Origin of the sequence: Roseomonas sp. KE0001, from assembly GCF_016107285.1 — a bacterium.
Taxonomy (GTDB): domain Bacteria; phylum Pseudomonadota; class Alphaproteobacteria; order Acetobacterales; family Acetobacteraceae; genus Pseudoroseomonas.
The window spans coordinates 323,850-349,329 of sequence record NZ_RCVQ01000001.1 but is presented as its reverse complement, the minus strand read 5'-3'; the positions used below and the strand labels follow the sequence as shown (position 1 = coordinate 349,329).

At 72.0% G+C, this 25,480-nt stretch carries 26 protein-coding genes; 13 read left to right on the top strand and 13 right to left on the bottom strand.

What is annotated here, in order from left to right; translation table 11 throughout:
* Positions 1-21: 21 nt before the first annotated feature.
* Both eno and D9598_RS01595 read left to right on the top strand, forming a co-directional pair.
* Positions 22-1,299, top strand: a complete 1,278-nt coding sequence (gene eno, locus D9598_RS01600; RefSeq protein ID WP_198364638.1) for a phosphopyruvate hydratase — start codon at positions 22-24, stop codon at positions 1,297-1,299.
* A 164-nt stretch (positions 1,300-1,463) separates the two neighbouring features.
* Positions 1,464-1,787 (top strand): septum formation initiator family protein, encoded by a 324-nt coding sequence (locus tag D9598_RS01595; RefSeq protein WP_198364637.1) that lies wholly within the window; start codon positions 1,464-1,466, stop codon positions 1,785-1,787.
* On the opposite strand, the gene D9598_RS01590 is transcribed toward D9598_RS01595, so the two are convergent.
* Entirely contained in the window at positions 1,781-2,674 is an 894-nt protein-coding gene (locus D9598_RS01590; RefSeq protein ID WP_198364636.1) for a LysR family transcriptional regulator, read from the bottom strand. The genes D9598_RS01595 and D9598_RS01590 overlap by 7 nt on opposite strands.
* Before the next feature lie 104 nt (positions 2,675-2,778).
* Here D9598_RS01590 and D9598_RS01585 point away from each other — a divergent pair, with 104 nt between their 5' ends.
* A complete protein-coding gene (locus D9598_RS01585) occupies positions 2,779-3,807 on the top strand; it encodes a YeiH family protein (RefSeq protein ID WP_232476799.1) in 1,029 nt (342 codons plus the stop codon).
* A gap of 33 nt (positions 3,808-3,840) precedes the next feature.
* On the opposite strand, the gene gshB is transcribed toward D9598_RS01585, so the two are convergent.
* A complete protein-coding gene (gene gshB / locus D9598_RS01580; RefSeq protein ID WP_198364634.1) occupies positions 3,841-4,788 on the bottom strand; it encodes a glutathione synthase in 948 nt (315 codons plus the stop codon).
* Positions 4,789-4,935: 147 nt separating this feature from the next.
* On the opposite strand from gshB, the gene D9598_RS01575 reads away from it, so the two are divergent.
* The 3 genes from D9598_RS01575 to dnaQ are packed head-to-tail and all read left to right on the top strand — an operon-like array spanning position 4,936 to position 7,057.
* A complete protein-coding gene (locus D9598_RS01575) occupies positions 4,936-5,772 on the top strand; it encodes a shikimate dehydrogenase (protein ID WP_198365001.1) in 837 nt (278 codons plus the stop codon).
* Positions 5,769-6,353 carry a dephospho-CoA kinase gene (coaE, locus tag D9598_RS01570; protein ID WP_198364633.1) on the top strand — a complete coding sequence of 195 codons (585 nt, stop codon included), beginning with the start codon at positions 5,769-5,771 and terminating at the stop codon, positions 6,351-6,353. Before D9598_RS01575 ends, coaE begins: the two co-directional genes overlap by 4 nt.
* The gene (dnaQ, locus tag D9598_RS01565) at positions 6,350-7,057 is read left to right on the top strand and encodes a DNA polymerase III subunit epsilon (RefSeq protein ID WP_198364632.1); all 708 of its coding nucleotides are present in this window, start codon (positions 6,350-6,352) and stop codon (positions 7,055-7,057) included. The genes coaE and dnaQ overlap by 4 nt, the downstream gene beginning before the upstream one ends.
* Before the next feature lie 24 nt (positions 7,058-7,081).
* Here dnaQ and D9598_RS01560 read toward each other — a convergent pair whose 3' ends face one another.
* Positions 7,082-7,936, bottom strand: a complete 855-nt coding sequence (locus tag D9598_RS01560; RefSeq protein WP_198364631.1) for an aldo/keto reductase — start codon at positions 7,934-7,936, stop codon at positions 7,082-7,084.
* 132 nt (positions 7,937-8,068) lie between these two features.
* Positions 8,069-9,235, bottom strand: coding sequence for an amidohydrolase (locus D9598_RS01555; protein ID WP_198364630.1), 1,167 nt, complete (start codon positions 9,233-9,235; stop codon positions 8,069-8,071).
* Between the two features lie 25 nt (positions 9,236-9,260).
* Here D9598_RS01555 and D9598_RS01550 point away from each other — a divergent pair, with 25 nt between their 5' ends.
* The 5 genes from D9598_RS01550 to D9598_RS01530 all read left to right on the top strand — a co-directional run bounded on the left by D9598_RS01550 (position 9,261) and on the right by D9598_RS01530 (position 17,131).
* Complete coding sequence (locus tag D9598_RS01550) at positions 9,261-11,171, top strand: autotransporter assembly complex family protein (RefSeq protein ID WP_198364629.1); 1,911 nt, start codon at positions 9,261-9,263, stop codon at positions 11,169-11,171.
* A 67-nt stretch (positions 11,172-11,238) separates the two neighbouring features.
* Positions 11,239-14,988 (top strand): translocation/assembly module TamB domain-containing protein, encoded by a 3,750-nt coding sequence (locus D9598_RS01545; protein ID WP_198364628.1) that lies wholly within the window; start codon positions 11,239-11,241, stop codon positions 14,986-14,988.
* 176 nt (positions 14,989-15,164) lie between these two features.
* A complete protein-coding gene (locus tag D9598_RS01540) occupies positions 15,165-15,578 on the top strand; it encodes a MarR family winged helix-turn-helix transcriptional regulator (RefSeq protein ID WP_198364627.1) in 414 nt (137 codons plus the stop codon).
* A gap of 467 nt (positions 15,579-16,045) precedes the next feature.
* Positions 16,046-16,234: a hypothetical protein gene (locus D9598_RS01535; protein ID WP_198364626.1), complete on the top strand. Its 189-nt coding sequence runs from the start codon at positions 16,046-16,048 to the stop codon at positions 16,232-16,234.
* A gap of 15 nt (positions 16,235-16,249) precedes the next feature.
* Complete coding sequence (locus tag D9598_RS01530) at positions 16,250-17,131, top strand: DMT family transporter (protein WP_198364625.1); 882 nt, start codon at positions 16,250-16,252, stop codon at positions 17,129-17,131.
* A 43-nt stretch (positions 17,132-17,174) separates the two neighbouring features.
* Here D9598_RS01530 and minE read toward each other — a convergent pair whose 3' ends face one another.
* Genes minE through minC form a run of 3 tightly spaced genes read right to left on the bottom strand, consistent with a single transcriptional unit; the run spans position 17,175 to position 19,135 of the window.
* Positions 17,175-17,522 carry a cell division topological specificity factor MinE gene (gene minE, locus D9598_RS01525; RefSeq protein WP_198364624.1) on the bottom strand — a complete coding sequence of 116 codons (348 nt, stop codon included), beginning with the start codon at positions 17,520-17,522 and terminating at the stop codon, positions 17,175-17,177.
* Complete coding sequence (gene minD, locus D9598_RS01520) at positions 17,519-18,337, bottom strand: septum site-determining protein MinD (protein ID WP_198364623.1); 819 nt, start codon at positions 18,335-18,337, stop codon at positions 17,519-17,521. Before minD ends, minE begins: the two co-directional genes overlap by 4 nt.
* A gap of 45 nt (positions 18,338-18,382) precedes the next feature.
* On the bottom strand, positions 18,383-19,135 hold the full coding sequence (minC, locus tag D9598_RS01515) for a septum site-determining protein MinC (RefSeq protein ID WP_198364622.1): 753 nt from the start codon (positions 19,133-19,135) through the stop codon (positions 18,383-18,385).
* Between the two features lie 236 nt (positions 19,136-19,371).
* Between minC and D9598_RS01510 the strand changes: the two genes are divergently transcribed.
* Both D9598_RS01510 and D9598_RS01505 read left to right on the top strand, forming a co-directional pair.
* Positions 19,372-19,824 (top strand): thioesterase family protein, encoded by a 453-nt coding sequence (locus tag D9598_RS01510; protein WP_198364621.1) that lies wholly within the window; start codon positions 19,372-19,374, stop codon positions 19,822-19,824.
* 142 nt (positions 19,825-19,966) lie between these two features.
* On the top strand, positions 19,967-20,794 hold the full coding sequence (locus tag D9598_RS01505) for an alpha/beta hydrolase (RefSeq protein ID WP_198364620.1): 828 nt from the start codon (positions 19,967-19,969) through the stop codon (positions 20,792-20,794).
* Positions 20,795-20,807: 13 nt separating this feature from the next.
* Here the strand turns inward: D9598_RS01505 and gloA are convergent, their stop codons facing one another.
* From gloA to D9598_RS01475, 6 genes are all read right to left on the bottom strand, one after another.
* Complete coding sequence (gene gloA, locus D9598_RS01500) at positions 20,808-21,221, bottom strand: lactoylglutathione lyase (protein WP_198364619.1); 414 nt, start codon at positions 21,219-21,221, stop codon at positions 20,808-20,810.
* A gap of 13 nt (positions 21,222-21,234) precedes the next feature.
* On the bottom strand, positions 21,235-22,095 hold the full coding sequence (locus D9598_RS01495; RefSeq protein ID WP_198365000.1) for an LpxI family protein: 861 nt from the start codon (positions 22,093-22,095) through the stop codon (positions 21,235-21,237).
* A 61-nt stretch (positions 22,096-22,156) separates the two neighbouring features.
* A complete protein-coding gene (gene lpxA / locus D9598_RS01490) occupies positions 22,157-23,020 on the bottom strand; it encodes an acyl-ACP--UDP-N-acetylglucosamine O-acyltransferase (protein WP_198364618.1) in 864 nt (287 codons plus the stop codon).
* 5 nt (positions 23,021-23,025) lie between these two features.
* Positions 23,026-23,532 (bottom strand): 3-hydroxyacyl-ACP dehydratase FabZ, encoded by a 507-nt coding sequence (fabZ, locus tag D9598_RS01485; protein ID WP_370591908.1) that lies wholly within the window; start codon positions 23,530-23,532, stop codon positions 23,026-23,028.
* A 139-nt stretch (positions 23,533-23,671) separates the two neighbouring features.
* A complete protein-coding gene (gene lpxD / locus D9598_RS01480) occupies positions 23,672-24,709 on the bottom strand; it encodes a UDP-3-O-(3-hydroxymyristoyl)glucosamine N-acyltransferase (protein WP_198364617.1) in 1,038 nt (345 codons plus the stop codon).
* Between the two features lie 4 nt (positions 24,710-24,713).
* Positions 24,714-25,478 carry an OmpH family outer membrane protein gene (locus tag D9598_RS01475; protein WP_198364616.1) on the bottom strand — a complete coding sequence of 255 codons (765 nt, stop codon included), beginning with the start codon at positions 25,476-25,478 and terminating at the stop codon, positions 24,714-24,716.
* Positions 25,479-25,480 lie beyond the last annotated feature (2 nt).

The window sequence follows — 25,480 nt, the reverse complement described above, 5'->3', positions numbered from 1 at the left end:
TAACGACGAGGGATTTCCGGAATGACCGCCATCGCCGACATCATCGCCCGCGAGGTCCTCGATTCGCGGGGCAACCCGACCGTCGAGGTGGATGTGGTCCTGGAGAGCGGCGCCATGGGCCGCGCCATCGTCCCCTCCGGCGCCTCCACCGGCGCGCATGAGGCGGTGGAGCTGCGCGACGGCGACAAGTCGCGCTTCCATGGCAAGGGCGTGCAGAAGGCGGTGGCCAATGTCGAGGGCGAGATCTTCGACGCGCTCAGCGGCATGGACGCCACCGAGCAGGTCAAGATCGACGAGACGATGATCGCGCTCGACGGCACGCCGAACAAGTCGCGCCTCGGCGCCAACGCCATCCTCGCCGTCAGCCTGGCCACCGCCAAGGCCTCGGCCGAGCATTTCGGCGTGCCGCTCTACCGCTATGTCGGCGGCGTCTTCGCCCGCACCCTGCCGGTGCCGATGATGAACATCATCAATGGCGGCCAGCACGCGGATAACCCGATCGACATCCAGGAATTCATGATCATGCCGGTCGCCGCCGGCACCGAGGCGGATGCGGTCCGCATCGGCTCCGAGGTCTTCGCCAGCCTCAAGAAGGCGCTGCACGATGCCGGGCACAACACCAATGTCGGCGACGAGGGCGGCTTCGCCCCCGACCTGAAGTCGGCCGAGGAGGCGCTGGCCTTCATCAGCAAGGCCTGCGAGGCCGCCGGCCACCGCGTCGGCGAGGACATCATGTTCGCCCTCGACTGCGCCTCCACCGAGTTCTTCAAGAGCGGCGTCTACGACATGGAGGGCGAGGGCAAGAAGCTCGACGCCGCCGGCATGGTCGACTACCTGGCCGGGCTCTGCGCCAAGTTCCCGATCATCTCGATCGAGGATGGCTGCGCCGAGGACGACTGGGACGGCTGGAAGCTGCTGACCGAGACGCTGGGCGACAAGGTGCAGCTGGTGGGCGATGACCTCTTCGTCACCAATCCCGAGCGCCTGCGCCAGGGCATCGAGAAGAAGACCGCCAACTCCATCCTGGTGAAGGTGAACCAGATCGGCTCCCTGACGGAGACGCTGGAGGCGGTCGAGATGGCGCATCGCGCCGGCTACACCGCCGTCATGTCGCACCGTTCGGGCGAGACCGAGGACAGCACCATCGCCGACCTCGCCGTCGCCACCAATTGCGGGCAGATCAAGACCGGCTCCCTCTCCCGCTCCGACCGCCTGGCCAAGTACAACCAGCTGATCCGCATCGAGCAGGGTCTGGGCCCGGCCGGCCGCTATGCCGGCCGCACCATCCTTCGGCGCTGAGGGCCGGGGCCGGAAGCGGCCGGGGATGTCGCGCCCCGGTCGCTTGTGGTCCGAATGTCACGCTATCGGCCGAATGTCACGGCCTCGGCTAAACCCCTCTTGCGAAACGGCTTTGTGCTGCGGTTAGCTGGCGCAGCAAACGCCGTGCGAGGGGGATTCCGGCCATGCGCGCCATCAAGCGGACGATCCAGGTTCTCTGGCTGCCGCTCGTCTTCGCCGGGATGATCTGGCACTTCTCGTGGTATGCCGTGCATGGCCCGCGCGTCGGCTCCCTCGCCCGCGAGGCCAAGGCCCAGGAGATCGCCACCGCGCGCATCACCCTGGCCGAGGCGGAAGCCGAGCGGGACGCGCTGGAACGGCGCGTCGCCGGCCTGCGGGGCGACCGCATCGACCGCGACCAGCTCGACGAGCGCGCCCGCGCCCTGCTCAACATGGTGGGCAAGGACGAGCTCGTGGTGCCCTACGGGCCGGGCAAGCGCCTCTACTGAGCGGCTCCGCCGTCCAGCGCCAGCGCGACCAGCGCCCGCGAGGCGCGGCTCTGGTAGCGCTCCCGGTGCCGCAGGGCCTTGAAGCTGCGGGGCGGCAGGTCCAGGCCCGCCCGCACCAGCAGCCCGGCCGCCAGATGCGGTCCCGCGGCCCGCTCGGAGACCACCGTCGCCCCCCCATCCGCCTCCACCGCCGCCAGCACCGCCTCGTTCGAGGGCAGCTCCAGCGCCACCTCCAGCGCCTCGGGCGCCAGGTTCCAGCCCCGTAGCAGGGCCTCAAAGGCGGCGCGGGTGCCGGAGCCGGCCTCCCGCATGATCCAGGGCGTCTCGGACAACCGCGCCGTGGCGATGGGTCCGGCCTTGGCCCAGGAATGGCGCGGCCCCACCACCACCACCAGCTGGTCCGTCGCCAGCGGGGTCTGGCTGAGCGCCGGCTCCTCCACCTCCCCCTCGACGAAGCCCAGCTCCGCCACGCCCTGCAGCACGGAGAGCGCCACGCTGGTCGTGTTGCCGGCTCCGACCTCGACCCGGACCTCCGGGCAGGCGGCCCGGAAGCGCACTAGAAGTGGGGGCAGCCAGTAGCTCGCCACCGTCTGGCTGGCCTGGATGCGCAGCGTGCCGCGCAGGCTCCCGCCCAGCTCCGACAGCACGAGCTCCGCCGCCTCGGCCCGCGCCAGCACGGCGGCCGCCTCGGCGCGAAAGATCTCGCCCTCCCCGGTCAGTTCGATCCGGCGGCCGACGCGATGGAACAGGGTGATGCCATGCCGGGCCTCCAGGGCGCGGATGGCGGCGCTGACCGCGGATTGCGTCAGGTGCAGGGCAGCGGCGGCGCGGGTGACATGCTCCCGCTCGGCCACGGCGAGGAAGATGCGAAGTTGCTCCAGGGTCATGACCGTTCGGTCTAATCGAACGAAACCACAAGAACAACGCGTTGGATCGATGGATTGGCCGGCGGCACAATCGCCGTCATCCGATTGTCATGCTTCCGGTGCCCATGTCCCAGTCCGCGGCCCTTCCCGGCCCCCGCATCGCCTTGCCCCTGCTGCCCGGCCTGCTGCTCTGCGGCGCCGTCGCCGGCGCGGCGGCCCTGCTCGCCCTGGCGCAGCAGGCCCTGTTCGGCCGGGCCTGGCTGGACGGGCTGGTGCTGGCCATCCTGCTCGGGACCGGGTTGCGCAGCCTGCGCCCGCTGCCCGCCGCCACCGCCCCCGGCATCGCCTTCAGCGCCAGGACGCTGCTGGAGATCGCGGTGATGCTGCTGGGCGCCTCGCTCAGCCTCACCACGCTGATGGCGGCCGGGCCGTGGCTGCCGCTCGGCATCGCCGTGGTGGTGGGGCTGTCCATCCTCTGCGGCTATGGCATCGGGCGCGGTCTCGGCCTGCCGCGCCGCATGGCCGTCCTGGTCGCCTGCGGCAACTCGATCTGCGGCAACTCGGCCATCGCCGCCGTGGCGCCGGTGATCGGTGCCCAGGCGCGCGACGTGACGGCGGCCATCGCCTTCACCGCGGTGCTCGGCGTCGGCCTGGTGCTGGCGCTGCCGCTCGCGGCGCCGCTGCTCGGGCTGAACGACCTGCAGTACGGCACTTTGGCGGGACTGACGGTCTATGCCGTGCCGCAGGTCCTGGCGGCGACGGCGCCGGTCTCGGCCCTGGCGGTGCAGATGGGCACGCTGGTCAAGCTGGTGCGGGTGCTGATGCTGGGGCCGGTGGTGCTCGGCTTCTCCTTGCTGGCCGGCACGAGGGCAGGCCAGCGGCCCGGCCTGGCGCGGCTGGTGCCCTGGTTCATCCTGGGCTTCCTCGGCCTGGCCCTGCTGCGGTCGCTCGGCCTGCTTCCCCCCGTTCTGCTCGGGCCGATCGCCACCGTGACCGGCACCCTGACGCTGCTCGCCATGGCGGCGCTCGGCCTCGGTGTGGATGTGCGGGTGGTGGCCAGGGCCGGGCTGCGCGTCTCGCTGACCGTGGTGCTCTCCCTGCTACTGCTCGGCCTGGCGGCGCTGGGGCTGATCGCGGTGCTGCCGCCGGGGTAAGGGCCCTGGTGAGGCCCCTGGGCGGCCTCCGCGTCAGGCGCGACGCGCCTCGATGGCGTCCCAGATGGCCTTCTCCAGATGCACCCCGTCGAAGCGCGCCAGCTCCTGCAGCCCGGTCGGCGAGGTGACGTTGATCTCGGTGAGGTAATCCCCGATCACGTCGATGCCAACGAAGATCAGCCCGCGCCGCTTCAGCTCCGGCCCGATGCGGGCGCAGATCTCGCGGTCCCGCTCGGTCAGCGCCACCGCCTCGGGCCGGCCGCCGACATGCATGTTGCTGCGGCTCTCGCCCTCGGCGGGCACGCGGTTGATGGCGCCCAGCGGCTCGCCGTCGACCAGGATGATGCGCTTGTCGCCGAAGCGCACGGCGGGGACGTATTGCTGGATCATCAGCGGTTCGCGGGACTTCTCGGCATAGAGCTCCAGCAGGGCGTTGAGGTTGCCGTCCTCGGGCCGCAGGTGGAAGACGCCGGCGCCGCCATTGCCGAACAGCGGCTTGACGATGATGTCGCCATGCTTCTGCCGGAACTTCCGCACCACGATCGGATCATGCGTGATGATGGTGTCCGGCATCAGCTCCGGGAACTGCATGACGAAGAGCTTCTCCGGCGCGTTGCGCACGCTCGCCGGGTCGTTCACCACCAGGGTCTTGGGGTGGATCATCTCCAGGATGTGGGTGGCGGTGATATAGGCCATGTCGAAGGGCGGGTCCTGGCGCATCAGCACCACGTCCATGGCGGAGAGGTCGTGCTCCGCCGCCTCGCCCAGCGTGTAGTGGTTGCCCTTCTCCCGCCGCACCGTCACCGGCTGCATCCGGGCCAGCACCCGGCCGCCGGCCAGCGTCAGGTCCCGGACATGGTAGTGCCAGAGCTGGTGGCCCCGCTCCTGGGCCTCCAGCATCAGGACGAAGGTGCTGTCGCCGTCGATGTTGATGCTCTGGATCGGGTCCATCTGGACCGCGACCTTCAAGGCACGCGTCATGGGGTGCTCCACTCCGTCGGTTCGCTCGGCGCCAGTGGTGGCATCGCGGACGGCGGAACGCCAGGGGTCAGATGGCCCCGGGGGAGCGGGGCGGCGGGCGGCGCCTTGACCGTCCCGCCCGCGCGGGGGATGGATGGCGGCATGACGATCCTCTCCGGCAAGGCCAGGCTGGCCGGCGTGCTGGGCTGGCCGGCCTCGCATTCCCGCTCCCCGCGGCTGCATGGCTACTGGCTGCGCCAGCATGGCATCGACGGCACCTACATCCCCCTGCAGGTGCGGCCGGAGGATTTCGCCGCCGCCGTCCGCGCCCTGGTCGCGCTCGGCTTCCGCGGCGCCAATGTCACCATCCCGCACAAGGAGGCCGCCTTCGCCCTGTGCGACGAAGTCGATGCCTCGGCGCACCGCGCGGGGGCGGTGAACACGCTGGTCTTCGACCAGAACCGCATCCAGGGCAGCAACACGGACGGCTTCGGCTTCCTCGAGAGCGTGCGCGAGCAGGCGCCGGGCTGGCGCGCGGCGGATGGTCCGGCGGTGCTGCTCGGCGCCGGCGGCGCGGCGCGGGCCATCGCCGCCGCGCTGCTCGATGCCGGCTGCCCGCGCCTCACGCTGGTCAATCGCAGCCGTGCCCGTGCCGAAGCCCTGGCCGGGGCGCTGGGCGGCCCGGTCGCCGTGGCCGAGGCGCCGCCGCTGGAAGGCGCCGCCCTGCTGGTCAATTCCACCAGCCTCGGCATGGCGGGCGCGCCGCCGCTGGAGATCGACCTCGCCCCCCTGCCCGCCCATGCCGTGGTGGCGGATGCCGTCTATGTCCCGCTGGAGACGCCGCTGCTGGCCGCCGCCCGGGCCCGCGGCCTGCGCGGCGTGGACGGGCTCGGCATGCTGCTGCATCAGGCGCGGCCTGGCTTCGCGGCCTGGTTCGGCGCCGCGCCCACGGTCGATGCCGCGCTGCGCGAATTCGTGGCCGACGACATCCCGCGCCACGCATGAGGATCCTCGGCCTCACCGGCGGCATCGGCATGGGCAAGTCCACGGCGGCCAGCACCTTCCGCCGCCATGGCGTGCCGGTCTTCGACGCCGATGCCGCGGTGCACCGGCTGCAGGGCCGTGGCGGCCGCGCGGTGAGGGCGATCGGCGCCGCCTTCCCCGGCACGGTCCGCGACGGCGCCGTGGAGCGCGAGGCGCTGCGCCGCGCCGTGCTCGGCGATCCGGCGGCGCTGACCCGGCTGGAGCGCATCGTGCACCCGCTGGTGCGCGAGGAGGAGCGACGCTTCCTCGCGGCCGCCCGCCGCCAGGGCCGGCGCCTGGCGGTGCTCGACATCCCGCTGCTCTTCGAGACCGGCGGCGAGGCGCGCGTCGATGCCGTCGTGGTGGTCTCCGCCCCCGCCGCCGTCCAGCGCGCCCGCGTGCTGCGGCGGAAGGGCATGACACCGGAGCGGCTGGAGGCGATCCTGGCCCGCCAGACCCCCGACGCCGTCAAGCGCCGCCGTGCCGACCATGTCATCCGCACCGGCCTGTCCCTGGCCCATGCCCGCCGCTCGATCCGCCGCCTGCTGGAGCACTACCGATGAGCCGAACCCTGGTGCTGGACACCGAGACCACCGGCTTCGACCCGCAGACCGGCGACCGCGTGCTGGAGGTGGCGGCGGTGGAGCTGGTCAACCTGGTGCCCACGGGGCGGCACTTCCACGTGCTGATCGATCCGGAGCGGGAGGTGCCGGAGGAGGCCGCGAAGGTGCACGGCTTCACCTGGGACATGCTGCGCGGCAAGCCGAAATTCGCCGAGATCGCCCCGGCCATGCTCGATTTCCTGGGCGATGACCCGATCGTCGCGCACAACGCGCCCTTCGACTTCGGCTTCCTCGACTTCGAGCTGCGCAAGGCGGGCCATCCGGTGCTCGACCGCGCGCGCATGGTGGACAGCCTGGTGCTCGCCAAGAAGCGCTTCCCCGGCCTGCCGAACAGCCTGGACGCGCTCTGCCGCCGCTACGGCATCGACAACTCCATGCGCACCGCGCACAATGCCCTGCTCGACGTGCAGCTGCTGGCCCAGGTCTATCTGGAGCTGATGGGCGGCAAGCAGCCCGACCTCGCCCTGGCCTCGGCGCCCCGGGTCGCCGCCCCGGTGATGATCGCGCTCGATGCCGCGCCGGTGACCCGCGCCCCCCGGCCGATCCGCCCCGCCGCGGCCGAGCTGGAGGCGCATGCGGAGTTCCTGAAGAAGATCAAGGACCCGATCTGGTCGCGGATCGCGGTGGCCGAGGAAGGCGGCTGAGGCGCCTCCGCCGGCCACTTCGACTCAGGCGTTCCAATCAGGGGCGAAGTCCGGGTTCACCCGCCGCCGGTCCTTGGGCAGGGCGTCGATCCGCGCGACATCCGCCGCGTCCAGCTTCGCGGCCAGTGGTACGGCCCGCAGATTGGCCTGCTGGCTCTCGCGCCGCCCGGCCTTGGGAATGGCCACCACCATCTCCTGCCGCAGCAGCCAGGCCAGCGCCACCTGCAGGGGCGAGGCGCCGTGCTTGCGGCCGATCGCCTGCAGCACCGGCTGCTCCGCCAGCGCGCCCTGGCCGAGCGGCGAATAGGCGGTGAGCGCGATGCCGCGCGGCACGCACCATTCGAGCAGCGCCCGCTGCGACAGCAGGGCATGGTATTCGACCTGCAGGCAGGCCGGCGCGGCGCCGATCTCCTCCAGCCGGCGCATCAGGCCGAGGGGGAAGTTGGAGACGCCCCAGCGGCGGATTAGCCCCTCCGACCGCGCCGCCTCCAGCGCCGCGACGACGGCGGGCAGGTCCATGTCCGGCGCCGGCCAGTGCACCAGGAAAAGATCCAGGTAGGGTGTGGCCAGCTTGCGCAGTGAGCCTTCCAGCGAGCGGCGCAGCGCCTCCGGGGCGAGATTGTCGTACCAGACCTTGCTGGTCAGGAAGATCTCGCCGCGCGCCACGCCCGCGGCGGCCAGGCCGGCGCCGACCTCGACCTCGTTGCCGTAGCGGTCCGCCGTGTCGACATGCCGGTAGCCGAGCGCCAGGGCGCTCTCCACCGCCGCCTGCCCTTCCGCCCCCGCCAGCTTCCAGGTGCCCAGCCCCAGCTTGGGGATGGCAATGCGCGAGGATTCGGCCAGCGGGATGGCGACAGGGGTCTCGGCGGGCTGTGTCATGTCTCGGCTCCGTGGCGGAACGACCGTGGGGCGGCACCATGCCGCCCCGCGTGACCCCTGCAACCTGGGCTGCTGCAACTTGGGCTTGGCCGCAGGCGTTGCACCGCCATGCGCCCGGAGTCCCGTCCCGCCTCAGCCCTTCGAAACGGCCTCCGGTGCCAGGGCGCGCCGCGCCGTCTCGGCCAGAAAGCCGCTGGCCACCGGCAGGACGGCGTCGTTGAAGTCGTAATGCGGGTTGTGCAGCTCCCGCCCCCCTTCCGAGGAGCCGTTGCCGATCCAGACGAAGGCGCCCGGCACCTCGTTGAGGAAGTGCGAGAAGTCCTCCCCCGTCATCGCCGGCGGGATGTCGCGCCGCAGCTCGGTCACGGCGGCCGCGGCCTCGGCGGCCAGATCGCGCTCCTCGGGGTGATTGCTGGTCACCGGCACGCCGCCCCAGATCCGGCTGGTGGCCTGCACGCCGAAGGTGGCGGAGACGCCCTCTGCGACGCGGCGCAGGCCCTCCTCGATCTGCCGGCCGACCTCCGGGCGCAGGAAGCGCATGCTGCCCTTGATCGAGACACGGGCCGCGATCTGGTTCTCCGCCTCGCCACCCTTCACCATGGTCAGGCTGACCACGCCGGTATCGATCGGGTCCAGGGTGCGGGCCACGATCGACTGGCAGGCGACGATGGCATGGCCGGCCGCGACGATGGGATCGCGCGTCAGATGCGGCAGGGCGGCATGGCCCGCATGGCCCTCGATGGCGATCTCGAAGCGCCGCCCGGCGGCCATCACCGCGCCGTCATGCACGGCGATGGTTCCGGCCGCGAGCCCGGGCCAGTTGTGCCAGCCGAAGATGCGGTCCATCGGGAAGCGCCGGAACAGCCCGTCCTTCACCATGGCGGCGGCGCCGCCGCCGCCCTCCTCGGCCGGCTGGAACACCAGCCGCACCGTGCCGCTCCAGCTCTCGTCCCGCAGGAGCATGGCGGCGGCGCCGAGCAGGGCCGTGGTATGGCCGTCATGACCGCAGGCATGCATGACGCCCGGATTGGTGCTGCGCCATTCCAGGTCCTGCGCCGCCTCCTCGATCGGCAGCGCATCCATGTCGGCGCGCAGGCCGACGCTGCGGTTGCTGCCGGGCCGGTGCAGCGTGGCGACGACGCCATGGCCGCCGACGCCGGTGGCGATCTCCGTCACGCCGAGCTCCCTCAGCTTCTCGACGACGAAGCTCGCGGTCGGGCCTTCGTGAAGGGTGAGGCTCGGGTTGGCGTGGAGATGCCTGCGCCAACGCGTCAGTGTTTCGGCAAGGGTCGCGTCCATGTGCTAGGGCATACCCCCTAAAGCCATGCGCCTCAAATCCCGCCTTCTCCCCCTCGCCGTCTCCCTGCCGCTGGCCGGCACCCTGGCCGTCGCGCTGCCCCTGGCGGCGATGCTGCACGCCGCCGCCCAGCCCCCTCCCGCCGGCGCCGCGCCGGAGGAGAATGCCGAGGAGCCGGGCCTGGCCTACAGCGTGAGCCTGCCCGAAACCGGCGACTCGGCGCTCGACGACGCCATCTCGCGGGCCTCGGCGCTGGAGCAGCTGCGCGAGCGGGCTCCGGTCGACGCCTTCGGCCTGGTCAGCCGCGCCCTGGCCGAGGCCAACAACATGCGCGACGCGCTGCGTTCGGAGGGCTACTACAACGGCAGCAGCCGCGTGACGGTGGATGGCTCCCCGGCGGACACGCCCGGCCTGGCCGACCGGCTGGCGGCGCGCGGCGCCTCGGACCAGCCGGTCCCCGTCGTCATCACCGTGGAGAAGGGGCCGCAATACACCCTGGCCCCGGTGCTGCTGCGCACCGATCCGCCCGGCTTCCCGCTCGGCGCGATGGGCGAGACCGGGCTCGCCGAGGGGCAGCCGGCCCGGGCGCAGCCGATCCTGGACGCCCAGGGGCGGATCAACCAGGCGCTGCGCGATGCCGGCCATCCCTTCGCCGAACTCGGCCGCCGCGTCATCGCCGATCACGACACGCGCAAGCTCGAGGTGACCTTCCTGGTGACGCCGGGTCCGCGCGCCCTGTTCGCCCGCCCCGGCGTCACCGGGGAGGAACGGACCCGCAGCGAGCTGCTCGCCCGCATGGTCCAGCCGCTGGAAGGGCAGGTCTTCAGCCAGGAACGTATCGAGAAGACACGGCAGGACCTGCTCAGCCTCGGCGTCTTCGGCACCGTCCGCGCCCGCGCCGGAGACCGGCTGGACGAGGAGGGGCGCCTGCCGATGACCTTCACGGTGGTGGAGCGGCCGCTGCACGCGGTGGGCTTCGGCGCCGCCTACGAGACCCGCTACGGCCCCACGGTGAGCGCCTACTGGGAGCACCGCAACCTCTTCGGCGGCGCCGAGCGCCTGCGCCTGGAGGCGGAGGTCAACCGCCTCGGCACCACCGGCGACACGAGCGACACCGGCGGCAAGATCGGCGCCAGCCTGCGCACCCCATGGTTCCTGGGCCGCAACCAGACACTGACCTTCGACATCGCCGCCCTGCGCGAGCGGCCGGATGCCTATGACCGCGATGCCTTCACGCTGGGCGCCCTGCTCGAGCGCACCTGGTCGCCCCGGCTGAGCTACGGCTTCGGTCCGCAGATCGAGTTCAGCCGCGTCACCCAGGATGGCGTGACCACCGATTACCAGCTGCTCGGCCTTCTGGGCCAGTTGCGCTGGGCGGATGTGGACAATCCGCTGAACCCCTCGCGCGGGACCCGCGCCTCGCTGCTGGTCAACCCGATCTACAGCATGGGCGAGAGCAACGTCTTCACGCGGCTGCGCGCCCAGGGCAGCACCTACTTCGACATGCTGGGCGACAAGGGCAGCATCCTGGCCGTGCGCGGTGTGGTCGGCAGCATCGTCGGCGCCTCCTATGGCGGCGTGCCGCCGGACAAGCGCTTCTATTCCGGCGGCGGCGGCTCGGTACGCGGCTACACCTACCAGTCGATCGGCCCGCGCACGGCGATCAACGAGCCGGCGGGCGGCCTGTCCCTGGTGGAAGGGTCCATCGAGCTGCGCCAAAGGGTCAGCGGTCCCTGGGGCCTGGCCGCCTTCGTCGATGCCGGCTCGGTCACCGAGGATCCCACACCGGATTTCGACAATGTGAAGGTGGGCGCGGGGCTTGGCCTGCGTTATCTCACCGGGATCGGGCCCATCCGCGCCGATATCGCCGTCCCGCTGAACAAGGAACGGGGCGATTCCGCCTTCGGTGTCTACATCGGCATTGGACAGGCCTTCTGAGGCCGCTTCGCCTCTCCAGGGCCCTGTCCCTGGCAGACGCTTCCAGAAAGGACAGGCTGTCGGTTTGATGCGTCGTCTCCTGCGCTGGCTCCTCATCATTCTTCTCGTTCTCGTTCTCCTGCCTCCCCTCCTGATCGGGGGCGCCCTGCTGGCGGCGAACACCGGGCCGGGGCAGAGGATGATCACCAGCCTCGCGGAACGCTTCGTGCCCGGCCTGACGCTGCAGGGGCTGCACGGGCCGATTCCCGGCGCGCCCGGCTTCGAACGGCTGGTGATGGCCGATTCCGCCGGCCCCTGGCTGGAGATCGAGCGCGGCCGCATCGGCCTCGCCCTGGCCGATCTGGTGCGGCGCGAGTTCCGCATCGAGGAGATCGCCGCCGAGCGCATCGCCCTGCTCCGCCTGCCCGAGCCGGCGCCTGAGCCCGAAGCGGAACCCGAGAGCGGTCCCACCACCATTCCCAGCCTGCCGGACCTGCCGGTCTCGCTGCATCTCGACCGCCTGCACGCCGCTCGCATCGAGCTGCCCCGCGCCCTTGTCGGCCTGCCGGCCGAGGCGGGCGCCGAGGGGCAGCCCGTCGCCCTGTCGCTGGACGGCGAGGCCAGCCTGATCGCCGCCGCCCTGCGCGCGAAGCTGGCCGTGCGGCGGCTGGACGCGCCCGGGCAGCTCGACCTCGATCTGGGGCTGGACCCCAGGGGCCGTCTGCTGGCCGACCTGCGTGGGCAGGAGCCGCCGGGTGGCGTGCTGGCCAGCGCCCTGGGCCTGCCCCAGGCCCCCGCCGATATCAGCCTGCGGCTCGATGGGCCGGCGCAGGACGCTGCCCTCGCCCTGCGCGCCTCGCTCGGGACGGAGGCCGCGCTGACCGCCGATGGCCGGGTCGGACTGGCGGAGGACGGCGCCGCCAGCCTGCGGCTGCAGGGCCGGCTGGACGCGCCGGCCCAGCTGGCGCCGGAGCCGGTGCGGCAGATCGACTTCGCGGTGGAGGGCGGGCGGCTGGCGGATGGCCGGCCGGAACTGCGCGCCCTGCGCCTCGCCACCCAGGCCGCCACCGTCACCGCGCAGGGCGACATGGCGCTGCTGAACGTCCAGGCCGAGGTCGCCGATTCCGCCCGGCTCGGCGCGCTGGTGCCCGAGGGCTTCGGCTGGGAGGCCCTCTCGCTCACCGCGCGTATCGCCGAGGCCGAGCGGATCGAGGCGAGCCTGCGGCCGCGCGGCCTGCGCGGCCCCGATCCGCTGGGCGGCGCCTTGGGTCCGGCGCCGGAGATCGACTTCACCGGCACGCCGACCCGCATCGACAGGCTGGAACTGCGCGGCGCGGGCGCCCGGCTCACCGCACAGGGCACCGGCTGGGACGTGCTGGACCTCACGGCGCGGCTGGAGGTGCCGGAACTCGGCGTCATCCGTCCGGAGCTCTCCGGCCCCATCGCCGTCGACGCGCATGTCACCGGGCCGGCCACCGATCCCGGCTTCACTCTGCAGGCGGAAAGCCCCGGGCTGGTGGTTTCGGGCCGCAAGGTCGAGGCACCCCGACTCTCGGCCGAGGTGCCGGCGATCAGCGGCATGGCGGGGCGGCTGCACCTGACCGGCCGGGCCGAGGGCCAGCCGATCTCGGTGGCGCTGCGCGCCGCCCGGGAGGGCGATCTGGTGCGGCTGGCGGAGGGCGAGGCGACCTTCGGCCCGATCCGTGCCACGGCCGACGGCGCCTTCAACACGGCGACCGGCCTGTTCGACGGCAGCGCCAATGTCGCCGCGCCGGATCTGCAGCCGCTTTCGGAGCTGGCCGGGCAGCCCATCGCCGGCCAGCTCAGCATCACCGCGGAGCTGAACGCCACGCCGGAGGGCCGGCAGGCCGTGGATGCCCGCGCCGATATCCGCCGCGTCGAGCTGGGAGGCCAGGCCTACGCCGCCGAGATGACCCTGAAGGGCACCGATGCCGCCCTGGACTGGGCGGCGCGGGGCCAGCTTCCGCAGGCCAATGTCAGCGGCCATGGCCGCTTCAGCAGCGGCGAGGCCGGCAAGCGCCTCGATATCGCCGCCTTCGACGTCACCCAGGGCAATATGGGGATCCGCCTCGCGGCGCCGGGCGCGATCCTGCTGCCGCCCTCGGGTGCCGTGGAGATCCCCGGCCTGCGTCTCGCCGCGCGCCCGGCCGGCAACCTGACCCTCAGCGGCCGCTGGGGGCCGGACACCGCGGACCTGCGCCTCGCCCTGGCCGCCCTGCCTGCCTCCTTGGTCAATATGTTCGCCCCCGAACCACGCCTCTCCGGCACGGTGGTGGGCGAGGCGCGCGTCACCGGCCCCACCAGCGCACCCGAGGTGCAGGCGACGCTGAACGGCACCGGCCTCCGCGCCGAGGCCGACTGGTCGCGCGGCTGGCCGGCCGCCACCTTGCGCGTCGAGGCGCGGCGCAGCGGCGCCGGCGCCGTCCAGGCCACCGCCGCGGTGCGGATGGGCAACCTCCTCACCCTCGACGCCGAGGCGCGGCTGCCGCAGGGTCCGAGTGCCGAGGCGCCGCTTTCGGCCCGCGTCACCGGCAACGCCAATCTGCAGCCGCTGCTGGCGCCCAGCCTGGGCGGCGGGGCCAATCGCGTGGTCGGCCGCATCGCCCTCGATGGCGGCGCCACCGGCACCCTCGCGGCCCCGGTGCTGAACGGCACCGCGACGCTCACCGGCGGCGAGGTGCGCAACCCGCTCTACGGCCTGCGTCTGACGAACATCACCGGCCGGGTGCGCGCCGCCGGCGACCAGGTCGTGCTGGAGAACTTCGTCGCCCGCGCCGGCGACGGCCGCATCAGCGCCAGTGGCACGGCGCAGCCCCTCGCCCCGGGCATCCCGCTGGACATCGCCATCACGGCGCGCGACGCCACGCCGGTGCAGAGCGAGCTGGTCACCGCCCTGCTCGATGCCGACCTCCGCTTCACCGGCCCGCTGCAGACCAGCCCCGCCCTGGGCGGCACGGTGCGGTTGCGGCGCGTGGCGGTGAACATTCCGCAGAGCCTGCCGGGGGGTGGCGTCGCCACGCTGGGCCAGGTGTACGAGCGCGGGCGCGACGCCCCGCCGCCGCCCGCCCCCTCCAGCCCGCCGCCGCCGATCGCCCTCGACATCCGGATCGAGGCCCCGCAATCGCTGCTGATCCGCGGCCGGGGGCTGGATGCCGAGCTGGGCGGCAACCTCCATATCGGCGGCACCGCGGCCAATGTGCAGCCCGACGGCGCCTTCAGCATGCGGCGCGGCACCTTCCAGCTGCTGGACCGGCGCATCACCTTCGACCGCGGCAACCTGACCTTCGATGGCGCAATGACGCCGGCGCTGGACTTCCTGGCCACCACCCGCTCGCAATCCATCACCATCACGATCACCGTCACCGGACAGCCGAGCAATCCGACCATCACCTTCAGCTCCGAGCCGGAACTGCCGCAGGACGAGGTGCTGGCGCGGCTGCTCTTCAACCGTTCGGTCGACCGGCTCTCGCCCTTCGAGATCGCGCAGCTGGCCGGCGGCGCCGCCAGCCTGGCGGGCGTCGGGCCCACGGGCGGCCGCGGTTTCCTCGGGCGGCTAGCCGACCGGCTGGGCCTCGACCGGCTTGGCGTGGGCGGCGGCGGCAGCGGCACCGACACGGACAGCAGCAACGCCAACAACCCTTCCGTCCAGGCCGGCGGCTATATCAGCCCGGGCGTCTATGTCGGGGTCGAGCAGGGCACCGAGGGGGGGCCGCGCGTCGGCGTGGAGGTGGAGCTGACGCCGCGCCTGAAGCTCGAGAGCAGCACCGGCGGCGAGTCCGGGGAGCGGCTGGGGCTCAGCTACGAGTTCGAGTACTGAGGCTTGGAGGGCCCGCGACATGGCGGCCTGCATCGGGCGGCCGCTATACCGTTTCGAAAATGAATCGCCTGCGCTAGTCTCCGGTCATGGAGAGCATGCGCATCCGGTCGGATAGGGTTGATCTGGGTCCTCTACCGGACCTCCTGGGGCATCTGCTGCGGCGAGCCCATACAAGGATGCTGCTGGACTTTTCCGAGAACACAGCCGATGTCGGCGTGACCGCGGGCGAATTCACCCTGCTCTGCCTGGTCGAAGCCAATCCCGGCATCACGCTGGGCCTTCTGGCCAGCGCCGCCGGGCTGGACAAGTCGACTCTGAGCCCGGCCATGCAGCGCTTAACTGAACGGGGTCTGGTGGAGCGCCACGCCGTGAGCGGCGACCGACGCGCCCAGGCGCTGGAACTGAGCGAGGCCGGACAACAGGTTCTGGCCCCCCTCAAGCGACGGGTTGCGGAGATGGAGAGCCGGCTGGCGGCGCCGCTCACCGCGGCGGAGCGGGATTGCCTGATGCAACTCCTGCGGAAGCTGAACCGGCTGTCACCGCCGGCTTCATGCCGCTTTACCGAAGGCGGGCGGCAGGAAGTAGTGTGATCGGTTGATTTGTGGGCGGCCCTGGCGCCCGGCTGGCCTGCCAATCTTTGTTCTTGGCGAATTCGTCGCGCATGGAGAGCCTGCCTTGGGAAGCGCGGGTTCTGCGGACACAGGGCGGGGCGGGCGACGGCAGCACGGCCGGGTGCGTGGCGGGGAAGGCCCCGAGGGAATGGGCCCGGGGGTTGAGGGTGGACTAGGCGCTGAAGCGGAGGATGGCGAACACCAGGGCCACGGTCGCGATCACCACACCTCTGGTCTGGATAAAGCTGGGTAATCTGGCTGACCCACCGGAGGGGAGGAGGGCTCCCACCCTGCTCGGCGGTGAGCCTTGGCGCCGCGAGTTCCGCCCTCCCCTGTCGCCCATGGCGGGAATTTCTTGCCAGCCCGATATCGCCGCCCGCTGATCCGCTCTAAAGCCTCTCCTGCCCCTGACAGCCGGGCGACGTTTCGACTCGAGGATGAACGACATGCGTGCCTTCGACGGCCAGCTTTCCGGCAATCGTCCGATCTCCCGCAATCAGGAGGAGAAGAAGCGTCAGCTCCGGGAGCTGAAGGAAGCCCTGGCCGCGCTGAAGCCGCATGCCGCCGCCACGTTGCGGCAGTCCCTGACCGCCAAGATCAAGGCCCTGGAGACGGAGCTGGCGCCGCGCCGCTGAGCCGGGCCGCCGCCCATGCCTCCCTTCCGCCTGCCAGCCACGCCCCTGGCGGGGCTGGGGCTGATGCTGCTCGCCGCGCTCAGCGGCGCCGGGGTGAATGCCTGCTACCGCGCCGCCCTGCGCGATGGCCTGCCCGTGCCGCTGGTGCCGTTCGCTCGCGGTCTGCTCACCCTGGCCTTCCTGCTGCCCTGGATGCTGCGCGGCGGGCTGAATTCGCTCGCCACCCGGCGCCCGTTGCTGCATCTGGCGCGTGGCGCGGCCGGCATCACCTCCTTCCTGCTCAGCCTTCTGGCGATTCTCTGGCTGCCCCTTGCCGATGCGGTGGCGCTGGTCAGCGCCAGGCCGCTCTGGGTGCTGCCGCTGGCCGCCCTGCTGCTGCACGAGAGGGTCCGGCGCGACCGCGCGCTGGCCGCCGGCATCGGCTTTCTCGGCGTGCTGGTCATCGCCCAGCCGGGCGGAGACCTCTCGCCCGGCACGCCGGCGGCGCTGGTCGCCGGCCTGTGCAGCGCCCTGGTGCTGATCTGCTTCAAGGCGCTGTCCAGCACCGAGCCGCCAGCCCGTGTCGTGGCCTGGTACTCGCTGCTCTCGGTGCTGTTCTGGGGGCCGGTCTGCCTGTTCGTCTGGCGCATGCCGAGCCTCCTGGCCCTGGCCATGCTGGTGCTCGGCTCGCTCTTCGCGCTGATCTGCGACCTGGCCGCCTCGGCCGCGGCGCGGCGTGCCGATGTCGGGCTCCTGGCGCCGATGGAGTATGCGCAGATCCCGGCCAGCGCCATGATCGGCTGGGCCGTCTTCTCGGAGCAGCCCGGCTGGGGGCTGGTGGCCGGCACGCTGACCATGCTGGCCGCCACGCTCTACCTGGTCCGCTCGGACCGCGCCCGGGCCCGCCCCGGCGGCTGAGGGCGGCGGGCCCGGCGGCCGCCCCAGGGCCCCATCTGCCGCCTCAGGCGGGCTTGCCCTCGCCGGGCGCCGGATCGGCCTTGGGGCTGGCGGACGCGGCACCCTGGGCGGTCTTGACCCGGTCCTGCGGGCCCGGGGGCGGCAGTTCGACCTCGATGGCGAGGGTGCTCATATCGCCGCCACGGTCGAGCGAGACGTTCACCGCCTTCGGATCGATGGCGACATAGCGCGCCACCACCTCGATCAACTCCTTCTGCAGCCGCGGCAGGAAGTCGTTGCCGTTGCGGCTGATGCGTTCATGCGCCAGGACGATCTGCAACCGCTCCTTGGCCGCGCCGGCACTGCTGGGTGGCGGCTTGCTCTTGCCGCGAAAGACGTCGAGCCAGCTCATGCGGCCCTCCCCCCGAACAGGCGCGACAGGAAGCCACGCTTCTCCGGATCGAGGAAGCGGTGCGGGCGGTCCTCGCCGAGGAAGCGGGCGACGGCATCCTTGTAGGCCCGGCCGGCATTCGAGGCCTCGTCCAGGATCACCGGATTGCCGGTGTTGGAGGCCTTCAGCACGCTCTCGCTCTCGGGGATGACGCCGAGCAGCGGAATGGCCAGGATCTCGCGGATATCCTCGAGCTTCAGCATCTCGCCCTTCTCGACCCGGTTCGGGTCGTAGCGCGTGACGACGAGGTGCTCCTTCACCGGGTCCCGCTTCTCCTCGGCCCGCTTCGACTTCGACTGCAGCACGCCGAGGATGCGGTCGCTGTCCCGGACGGAGGAGACTTCCGGATTGGTGACGACGATGGCCTGGTCCGCGAAATAGAGCGCCAGCAGCGCGCCCTTCTCGATGCCCGCCGGGCTGTCGCAGAGGATGTAGTCGAAATCCTTCGACAGCTCCTCGATGATCGTCGCCACGCCTTCCTTGGTCAGCGCGTCCTTGTCACGCGTCTGGCTGGCCGGCAGGATCGACAGGTTGTCGATCCGCTTGTCGCGGATCAGCGCCTGGCTCAGCTTGGCCTCGCCGCTGATCACGTTGACGATGTCGAACACCACGCGGCGCTCGACACCCATGATCAGGTCGAGGTTGCGCAGACCGACGTCGAAGTCGATGACCACCGTCTTCTTGCCGCTCTGAGCCAGGCCCGTGGCGAAGGCGGCGGAGCTTGTGGTCTTGCCGACCCCTCCCTTGCCCGACGTCACCACGATCACTTGCGCCATTAGGTCTCTCCTCTCTGCCGCCCGGGCCTGTTCGTTCCAGCCTGTTCAGCCCAGCCGGTCGAATCGCATATTCTCGCCGATCAGCCGCACCTGGACGGGCTTGCCGATCGGAGCATCCGTAAGTCCTTCCCGCACCGCGTAGTATCCCGCGATGGAAACCAACTCCGGCTCGAAATTCAACGCGAAGACGCGCGCATCGGTATTGTCGGCCCCGCCGGCGATCGCCCGCCCCCGCAGCGCGCCATAGACGTGCACATTGCCGTCCGCAATGACCTCAGCGCCGGGATTGACCGTGCCATTGACGATCAGATCGGCGCCCTGCGCCCAGATGCGCTGCCCCGCCCGGACCGCGTGATCGATCACCATGGTCGGCCGGGACCCGCCCGGCGACGGGGGAGCCGGCGGCTCCGCGGCCGCGGCGGGCTCCGGGGGCGGCGGCGCGAGGTTCACCGCCTCCTCCTTGCCCCCGGCGGTGCGCAGCGGCGGCAGGCCGGCGGACTGGGCGGCGGCGCGCAGCTCCGGCGTGCCCCCCGTGGTGCCGATCGGCATGATCTCGATGGCGCGCAGCTCGGCGGCCAGGCGGCCGAAATCCACCGCGTGCGGCGGCACGTCCAGATCATCCAGCCCCAGCACCAGCGGCGCGAAACGCAGGAAGCCGGGCGCACGGCGGAACTGATCGGCGAGCGCCGGAACGATCACCTCCGGCCTCGGGTCCAGCAGCCGGAGCACCAGCAGGTTGAAGTTCGCGCCGCGCAGCCGGAACGGCTCCAGGCGGGGATTTGCGGCGGGGGCTGACATGGGGGGCGGCGGCCATCCTGCTATCGGGCGTTGCGGAAATCCGGCAGGGCAGGCGCGGCCGGCCGGTCATTCTGCCATCGGACCACACCCTGTTCGCCAGGAATTCTTAACCTATACAGGCGCATCCCCTCCGGGCGAAGCCCCATAGCGCAGGAAGCGCCGCCCGGTCCCCTGGTTTTGCCGCACGCGTGGGCCATTCGCCACAGGCCGACGCCCCTTCCTGAAGGAGATCCGCCATGGCCCAGACCCCGCCCCGCCGCAGCGCGTACCGCTGGTTCCTCGACATGCCCACCCGCTGGGGCGACCAGGACAGCCAGGGCCACGTCAACAACGCGGCCTACTACTTCTATTTCGACACGCTGGTGGCGCGGTTCCTGCACGGCCTGGGCCGCCTGGGCGCGGGCGAGCGCGCCGAGACCTTCGTGGTGGTGGAAACCCTCTGCCGGCATCACGCCCCCGCCTTCTTCCCGGACGTGCTGAGCGGCGGGCTGCGCGTGGCCCGGATCGGGCAGAGCTCCATCCGCTACGAGATCGGCCTGTTCCGGCCCGGCCAGGAGACGGCCTGCGCCGAGGGGCACTTCATCCATGTGCAGGTCGATGCCGCCACCCAGGCGCGCCCCCTGCCCGTGGCGCCGGAACTTCGCGAGGCGCTGGCGCCGCTGATGGCGCCGGACGCCGGGCGGGTCTGACAGCCCGCCGCGCGGCGGCACGGCGGTTGCAAGGCGATGGGACGTCGTCCCGTGGGAGCCGCCCGATGCCTCCAGCCCCGACCGCCTTCGTCTGCCGGTGCCGTCACCACGGCCTCCGCATGTCGCCCATGGCGGCCCGGCGGTGATCCGCCCCGACGCCGCGCGCGGCACCTCCCCCCTGCCCCGCTCACGGCCGGCCGGCGGGACGCTCCCCCTGGTGGAGCGCGTCGCCCGGCGGCGCGAGGCCTCGGCCGCGCTCCGGGCCGCGCGGCCTTCCAAGCTCGATCTGCCCTATGCCGCGACGGCGGAGTGCCGATGGGATCTCTTCCCAGCCATCGAGCCTTCCGCGCCCTGCCTGGTGCTGCTGAACGGCGGCTGGGAGGCCGACGGGCGGCCGCAGGCCGGCGCGGTGGCGCATGGCGTGATGGCCCATGGCTGGTCGGCCGCCCTGCCCGGCCACACGCCGGCGCCCCAGGCCAGCCTGGCGCGCATCGTGCGGCAGGGACAGCGGGCGCTGGACTGGCTGATGGCACAGGGCCCGCAGCACGGCATCTCGGGGCCGGTGCTGGTGTGCGGCTGGGGGTCCGGCGCGCATCTGGCGGCGCTGCTGCTCGAACATCCGCGCGTGGTGGCGGGCCTCGGCCTCTCCGGCCTCTATGACCTGACGGCGATGGGCGACCCGCGGCTGGAAGAGACGCTGCAACTGGACGGGCTGGAAATGGCCGTGCTGTCGCCGCAGCATCGGCCGGTGGTCCGCAAGCCCTTCGCCATCGCCTATGGCGAGGAGGAGCCGGCGGCGGCGCGGCGGCAGTCGCGCGCCTTCCATGCCCGGCGGCGGGCGGAGGGCGGGGTCGGCCCGCTGCTCGCCCTGCCGGGCACCGATCAGGAAGGGCTGCTCGACAGCCTCTGCGCCCCGGACGGGCTGCTCTGCCACACCGCCCAGGTGCTGATCGAGGAAAGCGCGCGTTGAGGCGCCGCCCGCCTCAGCCGCGCGTGCCGGCCTCGGCGCTCTTGCGCTCGATCAGCTCGATCTTGTAGCCGTCCGGGTCCTCCACGAAGGCGATCACGGTGGTGCCGAACTTCACCGGCCCCGGCTCGCGCGTGATGCGGGCGCCGGCGGCGCGGAGGGCTTCGCAGGTTGCATAAACATCGGGCACGCCAATGGCCAAATGGCCAAAAGCGTTGCCCAACTCATAGTTATTAACGCCGTAGTTGTAGGTCAGCTCGATCACGCCGGCGCCGCTGCTCTCCGGCGCATAGCCCACGAAGACCAGCGTGTACTTGCCCTCCGGCACGTCGTTGCGGCGCAACTCCTTCATGCCCAGCAGGCGGGTGTAGAAATCGACGCTGCGCTCCAGGTCGCCGACACGGATCATGGTGTGCAGGAAGCTGCTCATGCGCGGATGTCCTTCAGGGTTGCGGCGCGGTCCAGATGGGATCGTTGACATCGATCGCCAACAGGAAAAGTCCGGCGGCGTCGGCGGCGGAGACGGTTTCGGCGCGGTCCACCACGATGGTGCCATTGGCCTCGATGGCGATGCCGCGCAGGCCGGCGGCGGCGGCGGCGGCGACGGTGGAGGGGCCGATGGTCGGCAGGTCGATCCGCCGGTCCTGGCCCGGCTTGAGGATCTTGACCAGGACCCCGGCCTCCCCCTCGCGCCGCAGGGCCCCGGCCCGGGCCAGCATGGCGTCGGTGCCCTCGATGGCCTCGACCGCCAGCACCAGACCCTGCTGCACGACGCAGCCCTGGCCGACATCGACGGCACCCAGGGCGCGGACCACGGCGATCCCGCGGCGGATATCCCGGCGCGCCACCTCATCCGGCTGCACGTGGGTGAGCACCGCCGGTTCCGGCACCAGCAGGGCGCCGAGCACGCTTTGCGCCGCCATGGGCCGGAACCCCTCCTCCACCAGGACCTGAAGCACAGCACGCAGCAGGGAATCATCCCCGCTGAAGGCCCGCATGCCGATCCGGGGCAGCAGGCGGGCGGCACCGGAATCGGGGCGCAGGGAAAGCAGGCTCGGGCGCGTCACCTGCCCCGCCAGCACCAGATCGCGCACCCCGGCGGCCCTCAGCCAGTCCAGCATGCGCCCGGCGGCCCCCAGGCGGCAGACGATATGCGGATAGGTCGCGTAGTCGTCCGGCCGGGCGAAGCCCTCCAGCACCACGACATGCGGCGGGCGCCCCGCCGCGGCGGCGGAAGCCGCGGCGCGCTGCGGCATCTGGCCGCCGCCCACGATCATGCCGATCGGCCCCTGGCCCGGCGCCATCAGCGGTGACGGGGCCGCGAGGCCCGCCGGCACGCCTTCGTTCATCCGGCCGGCCATCGGCTCAATTGGCCTCGCTGTCCTCATCCTCCAGCAGCTCGCGCCCGGCCCGGCACAGGCCGCGACGGCTGTCGGCCCGGATGAAGGCCAGGATCTCGCGCACCGCCGGCTCCGCGCCGAAGGCCTTCTCGGTGGCCGCGACACGGTCCTGGAAGACGCCCGCCGTGCGGAACAGGCTGCGATAGGCGGCGCGCAGCGTATGGATCTGCGACCGCTGGAAGCCGCGCCGCTTCAGCCCGATCAGGTTCAGCCCGGTCAGCCGCGCGCGGTTGCCCAGAACGGCACCGAAGGGGATCACGTCCGCCTCGACGCCGCTCATGCCGCCGATCACCACCTGCCGCCCGATGCGGACGAACTGGTGGATCGCCACGCCGCCGCCGACGAACACCGTGTCGGCGATCTGCACATGGCCGCCGAGCATGACGTTGTTGGCCAGGATGACGTGGTGATCCAGCGTGCAGTCATGACCGACATGGGCGGTGCACATGATGAGGCAGTCGGCACCCACGGTGGTCACGCCATGGCCGCCGACGCTGCCACGGTGAATGGTGGCATGCTCGCGGATCAACGTCCGCGGCCCGATGACGACGCGGGTCGGCTCGCCCTTGTACTTCAGGTCCTGCGGGGCCAGCCCGATGGTGGCGAAGGGGCTGACCTGCACGCCGTCGCCGATCTCGGCATGGCCCTCGACCACGACATGCGAGGCCAGCACGACCCCTTCGCCCAGCACCGCATCGGCGCCAACCAGGCACCAGGGCCCGATGCGGCAGCCCGGCCCGATGCTGGCGCCTTCCGCGACGAGGGCGGTGGGGTGGATTTCGGCTGCCGGATCGATCCGGCCGGTTTTCTGCAACACGCGATCGAGCATCCCGCTCAATGGTCCATGATCATGGCGGCATAGCTCGCCTCGGCCACCGCGACACCGTCCACACGGGCCACGGCCTTGAACTTCCAGACCGCGCCGCGCTGGCGCTCCTTGACGATGTGGATGCGGAGCTGATCCCCCGGGCCAACGGGGCGGCGGAACTTGGCGTTCTCGACGCTCATGAAGTAGACGATCTTGCCATGCGCGCTCGGGCCCAGCGTCTCCACCACGAGGACAGCGGCGGTCTGCGCCATCGCCTCGATGATCAGCACCCCCGGCATGACCGGATGACTGGGGAAATGGCCCTGGAAGAATGGCTCGTTGATCGTCACGTTCTTGATGCCGATGGCGCTCTCGCCCAGCACCATGTCCACCATGCGGTCGACCAGCAGGAACGGATAGCGGTGCGGGATGGCCCGCATGATGCGGGCGATGTCGCAGCTTTCCATCACGGTCCGCGCCTCACCGTCACCAGGGACGCCCTGTTCCCGGGCCGCCTGTTCTTGCTGGTCCATGCCGATCAGTCCGTTGTCCCGGCCGCGATTCGCGGCCCCTTCTGTTCTGCCAAAAGCCAAAATCGCGGGATGGCGTCGCCATCCCGGTCACTCCGAGTCTCCTGGAAACCTGACGGCGGGCACGCCCCCGCCGCACGTCTCAACTCCCCTCGGCGTCCTTCCGTTTCCGGGCGCCGAGCTTCCGCAGATACAGGGCGGCCCGCAAGGCATCCTTGACCGGCATGGCCGGCGATCCCGTCACGTCCTGTCCGGCGGGGATGTCGCTTTGCACCCCGGCCTGGGCGCCGATGCGGGCCTTGCTGCCAATCTTCAGATGCCCGGTCAAGCCGGCCTGGCCGGCGATGGTGACATAGTCGCCCAGCCGCGTGGAGCCGGAGATGCCCACCTGGGCGACGATCACGCAGCCCCGCCCGGTCACGACGTTGTGTCCGATCTGCACCAGGTTGTCGAGCCGCGTGCCGCGCCCCAGCACCGTGTCGCCCATGGCGCCGCGATCGACGCAGGCATTGGCGCCGATCTCCACCTCATCCTCCAGGACCACGCGGCCCAGCTGCGGGATGGTCACGAAGCGGCCCTCGGGCGTCGGCGTGAAGCCGAAGCCCTCCTGGCCGACCCGCGCGCCCTGGTGCAGGGTCACCCGATCCCCCGCCAGGCAATAATAGGCGCTGGCATGAGCGCCGATGCGCCCGCCCGCGCCGAAGACACAGCCCGGCCCGATCACCGCATGCGGACCGACCACGCAGCCCGGCCCGAGCCGGGCGCCGGCACCGATCACGGCATAGGGGCCGACCTCGCACCCCTCCTCCAGCACCGCATCGGCCGCCACGCTTGCGGTCGGGTGGATCCCGGGGGCCGGGGCGGGGCGGGGATGGAACAGCGCCGCGATTCGGGCGAAGGCCAGATGCGGCGCCGGGGTGACAAGAGCCACCATGCCCGCGGGCACGGCGCCGGCAAGATCCTGGGGCAGGATCACCGCCCCCGCCCCGCTCGCCCGCAGGGCATCCAGATGGCGGCGGCCGTCCAGGAAGGTGACATCCCGCGGCCCCGCCTCGGCGAGCGGCGCGACGCCCTGGAACAGGCGCCCGCCATCGCCCTCGAACCGCAGACCCGCGACCTCCGCCAGCCGCGACAGCGGCTGGGGCCCCGTTGCCGGGTGGAAGCGCGGATCCGCCGTCACGCGGTCAGTTCCGGCGCTGCGGCTGGCCCTGGCGGGCCGCGGGCGTGGAGGCCGGGGTCGGCTCCTCCGGCGCGATATTGACGCTCTTGATGACCTTGTTGAGCTGGGCCGACACCTCGCCGGTCAGATCGAAGGGCGGCTCGTTGAAGATCACCAGCGGGCGCGGCAGCACCAGGTTGACCTTGCGGCTGGCCGAGACCTGCCGGATGACGATGGCCAGCGCCTGCTCGATCTCCTGCAGGCTCTGCTGCGCCGCCTGCTCGATGTTGCGGCTGCGGTCGCGGAAGACGCGCTGCGCGTCCGTCACCCGCTCCTGCAGGTCACGCTCCTTGTTGCGCAGCTCCTCGGGCGAGAGCGTGCTGCGCTGATTGGCGAGCTGCTGCTGCTCCTCGCGCCAGCGGTTCTGCTCGCGCTGCAGATCGTCGTTCAGCTTCTGCCGCCGCTTCTCGATCTCCTCCCGCACCTGGTTGAAGGCGGTCGAGTTGCGCTGCACCTCCGGCACATCGACGATGCCGATGACGGCGGCCGGCGGCGGCTCGCCCGGAGGCAGCGGCGCGGGATTGGCCTGCACGGCGCGCGGCGGCTGCGCCGGGCGCTGCTGCGGCGGACGTTGCTGCTGCTGCTGCGGCTGCGCCTGGGCCGGGCGCTGTTGCTGCTGCTGGTTGGGAACGAACCACTCCTGCTGCTGCTGCGCCACGGCCGAGCCGCCGGCCATCAGGCTCGAGGAGAACAGGACCGCGGCCAGCGCCGAGGATGCGCGTCGCGCCATGG

Coding starts and splice junctions, on each gene's coding strand:
- D9598_RS01585 (WP_232476799.1), top strand. CDS start 2,779: ATGTCCCAGTCCGCGGCCCTTCCCGGCCCCCGCATCGCCTTGCCCCTG.
- D9598_RS01530 (WP_198364625.1), top strand. CDS start 16,250: ATGCCTCCCTTCCGCCTGCCAGCCACGCCCCTGGCGGGGCTGGGGCTG.
- minD (WP_198364623.1), bottom strand. CDS start 18,337: ATGGCGCAAGTGATCGTGGTGACGTCGGGCAAGGGAGGGGTCGGCAAG.
- fabZ (WP_370591908.1), bottom strand. CDS start 23,532: ATGGACCAGCAAGAACAGGCGGCCCGGGAACAGGGCGTCCCTGGTGAC.
- D9598_RS01545 (WP_198364628.1), top strand. CDS start 11,239: ATGCGTCGTCTCCTGCGCTGGCTCCTCATCATTCTTCTCGTTCTCGTT.
- D9598_RS01510 (WP_198364621.1), top strand. CDS start 19,372: ATGGCCCAGACCCCGCCCCGCCGCAGCGCGTACCGCTGGTTCCTCGAC.
- gshB (WP_198364634.1), bottom strand. CDS start 4,788: ATGACGCGTGCCTTGAAGGTCGCGGTCCAGATGGACCCGATCCAGAGC.
- D9598_RS01560 (WP_198364631.1), bottom strand. CDS start 7,936: ATGACACAGCCCGCCGAGACCCCTGTCGCCATCCCGCTGGCCGAATCC.
- D9598_RS01590 (WP_198364636.1), bottom strand. CDS start 2,674: ATGACCCTGGAGCAACTTCGCATCTTCCTCGCCGTGGCCGAGCGGGAG.
- dnaQ (WP_198364632.1), top strand. CDS start 6,350: ATGAGCCGAACCCTGGTGCTGGACACCGAGACCACCGGCTTCGACCCG.
- gloA (WP_198364619.1), bottom strand. CDS start 21,221: ATGAGCAGCTTCCTGCACACCATGATCCGTGTCGGCGACCTGGAGCGC.
- minE (WP_198364624.1), bottom strand. CDS start 17,522: ATGAGCTGGCTCGACGTCTTTCGCGGCAAGAGCAAGCCGCCACCCAGC.
- D9598_RS01550 (WP_198364629.1), top strand. CDS start 9,261: ATGCGCCTCAAATCCCGCCTTCTCCCCCTCGCCGTCTCCCTGCCGCTG.
- D9598_RS01495 (WP_198365000.1), bottom strand. CDS start 22,095: ATGGCGCCGGGCCAGGGGCCGATCGGCATGATCGTGGGCGGCGGCCAG.
- coaE (WP_198364633.1), top strand. CDS start 5,769: ATGAGGATCCTCGGCCTCACCGGCGGCATCGGCATGGGCAAGTCCACG.
- D9598_RS01475 (WP_198364616.1), bottom strand. CDS start 25,478: ATGGCGCGACGCGCATCCTCGGCGCTGGCCGCGGTCCTGTTCTCCTCG.
- D9598_RS01595 (WP_198364637.1), top strand. CDS start 1,464: ATGCGCGCCATCAAGCGGACGATCCAGGTTCTCTGGCTGCCGCTCGTC.
- lpxA (WP_198364618.1), bottom strand. CDS start 23,020: ATGCTCGATCGCGTGTTGCAGAAAACCGGCCGGATCGATCCGGCAGCC.
- D9598_RS01540 (WP_198364627.1), top strand. CDS start 15,165: ATGCTGCTGGACTTTTCCGAGAACACAGCCGATGTCGGCGTGACCGCG.
- D9598_RS01555 (WP_198364630.1), bottom strand. CDS start 9,235: ATGGACGCGACCCTTGCCGAAACACTGACGCGTTGGCGCAGGCATCTC.
- D9598_RS01535 (WP_198364626.1), top strand. CDS start 16,046: ATGCGTGCCTTCGACGGCCAGCTTTCCGGCAATCGTCCGATCTCCCGC.
- eno (WP_198364638.1), top strand. CDS start 22: ATGACCGCCATCGCCGACATCATCGCCCGCGAGGTCCTCGATTCGCGG.
- minC (WP_198364622.1), bottom strand. CDS start 19,135: ATGTCAGCCCCCGCCGCAAATCCCCGCCTGGAGCCGTTCCGGCTGCGC.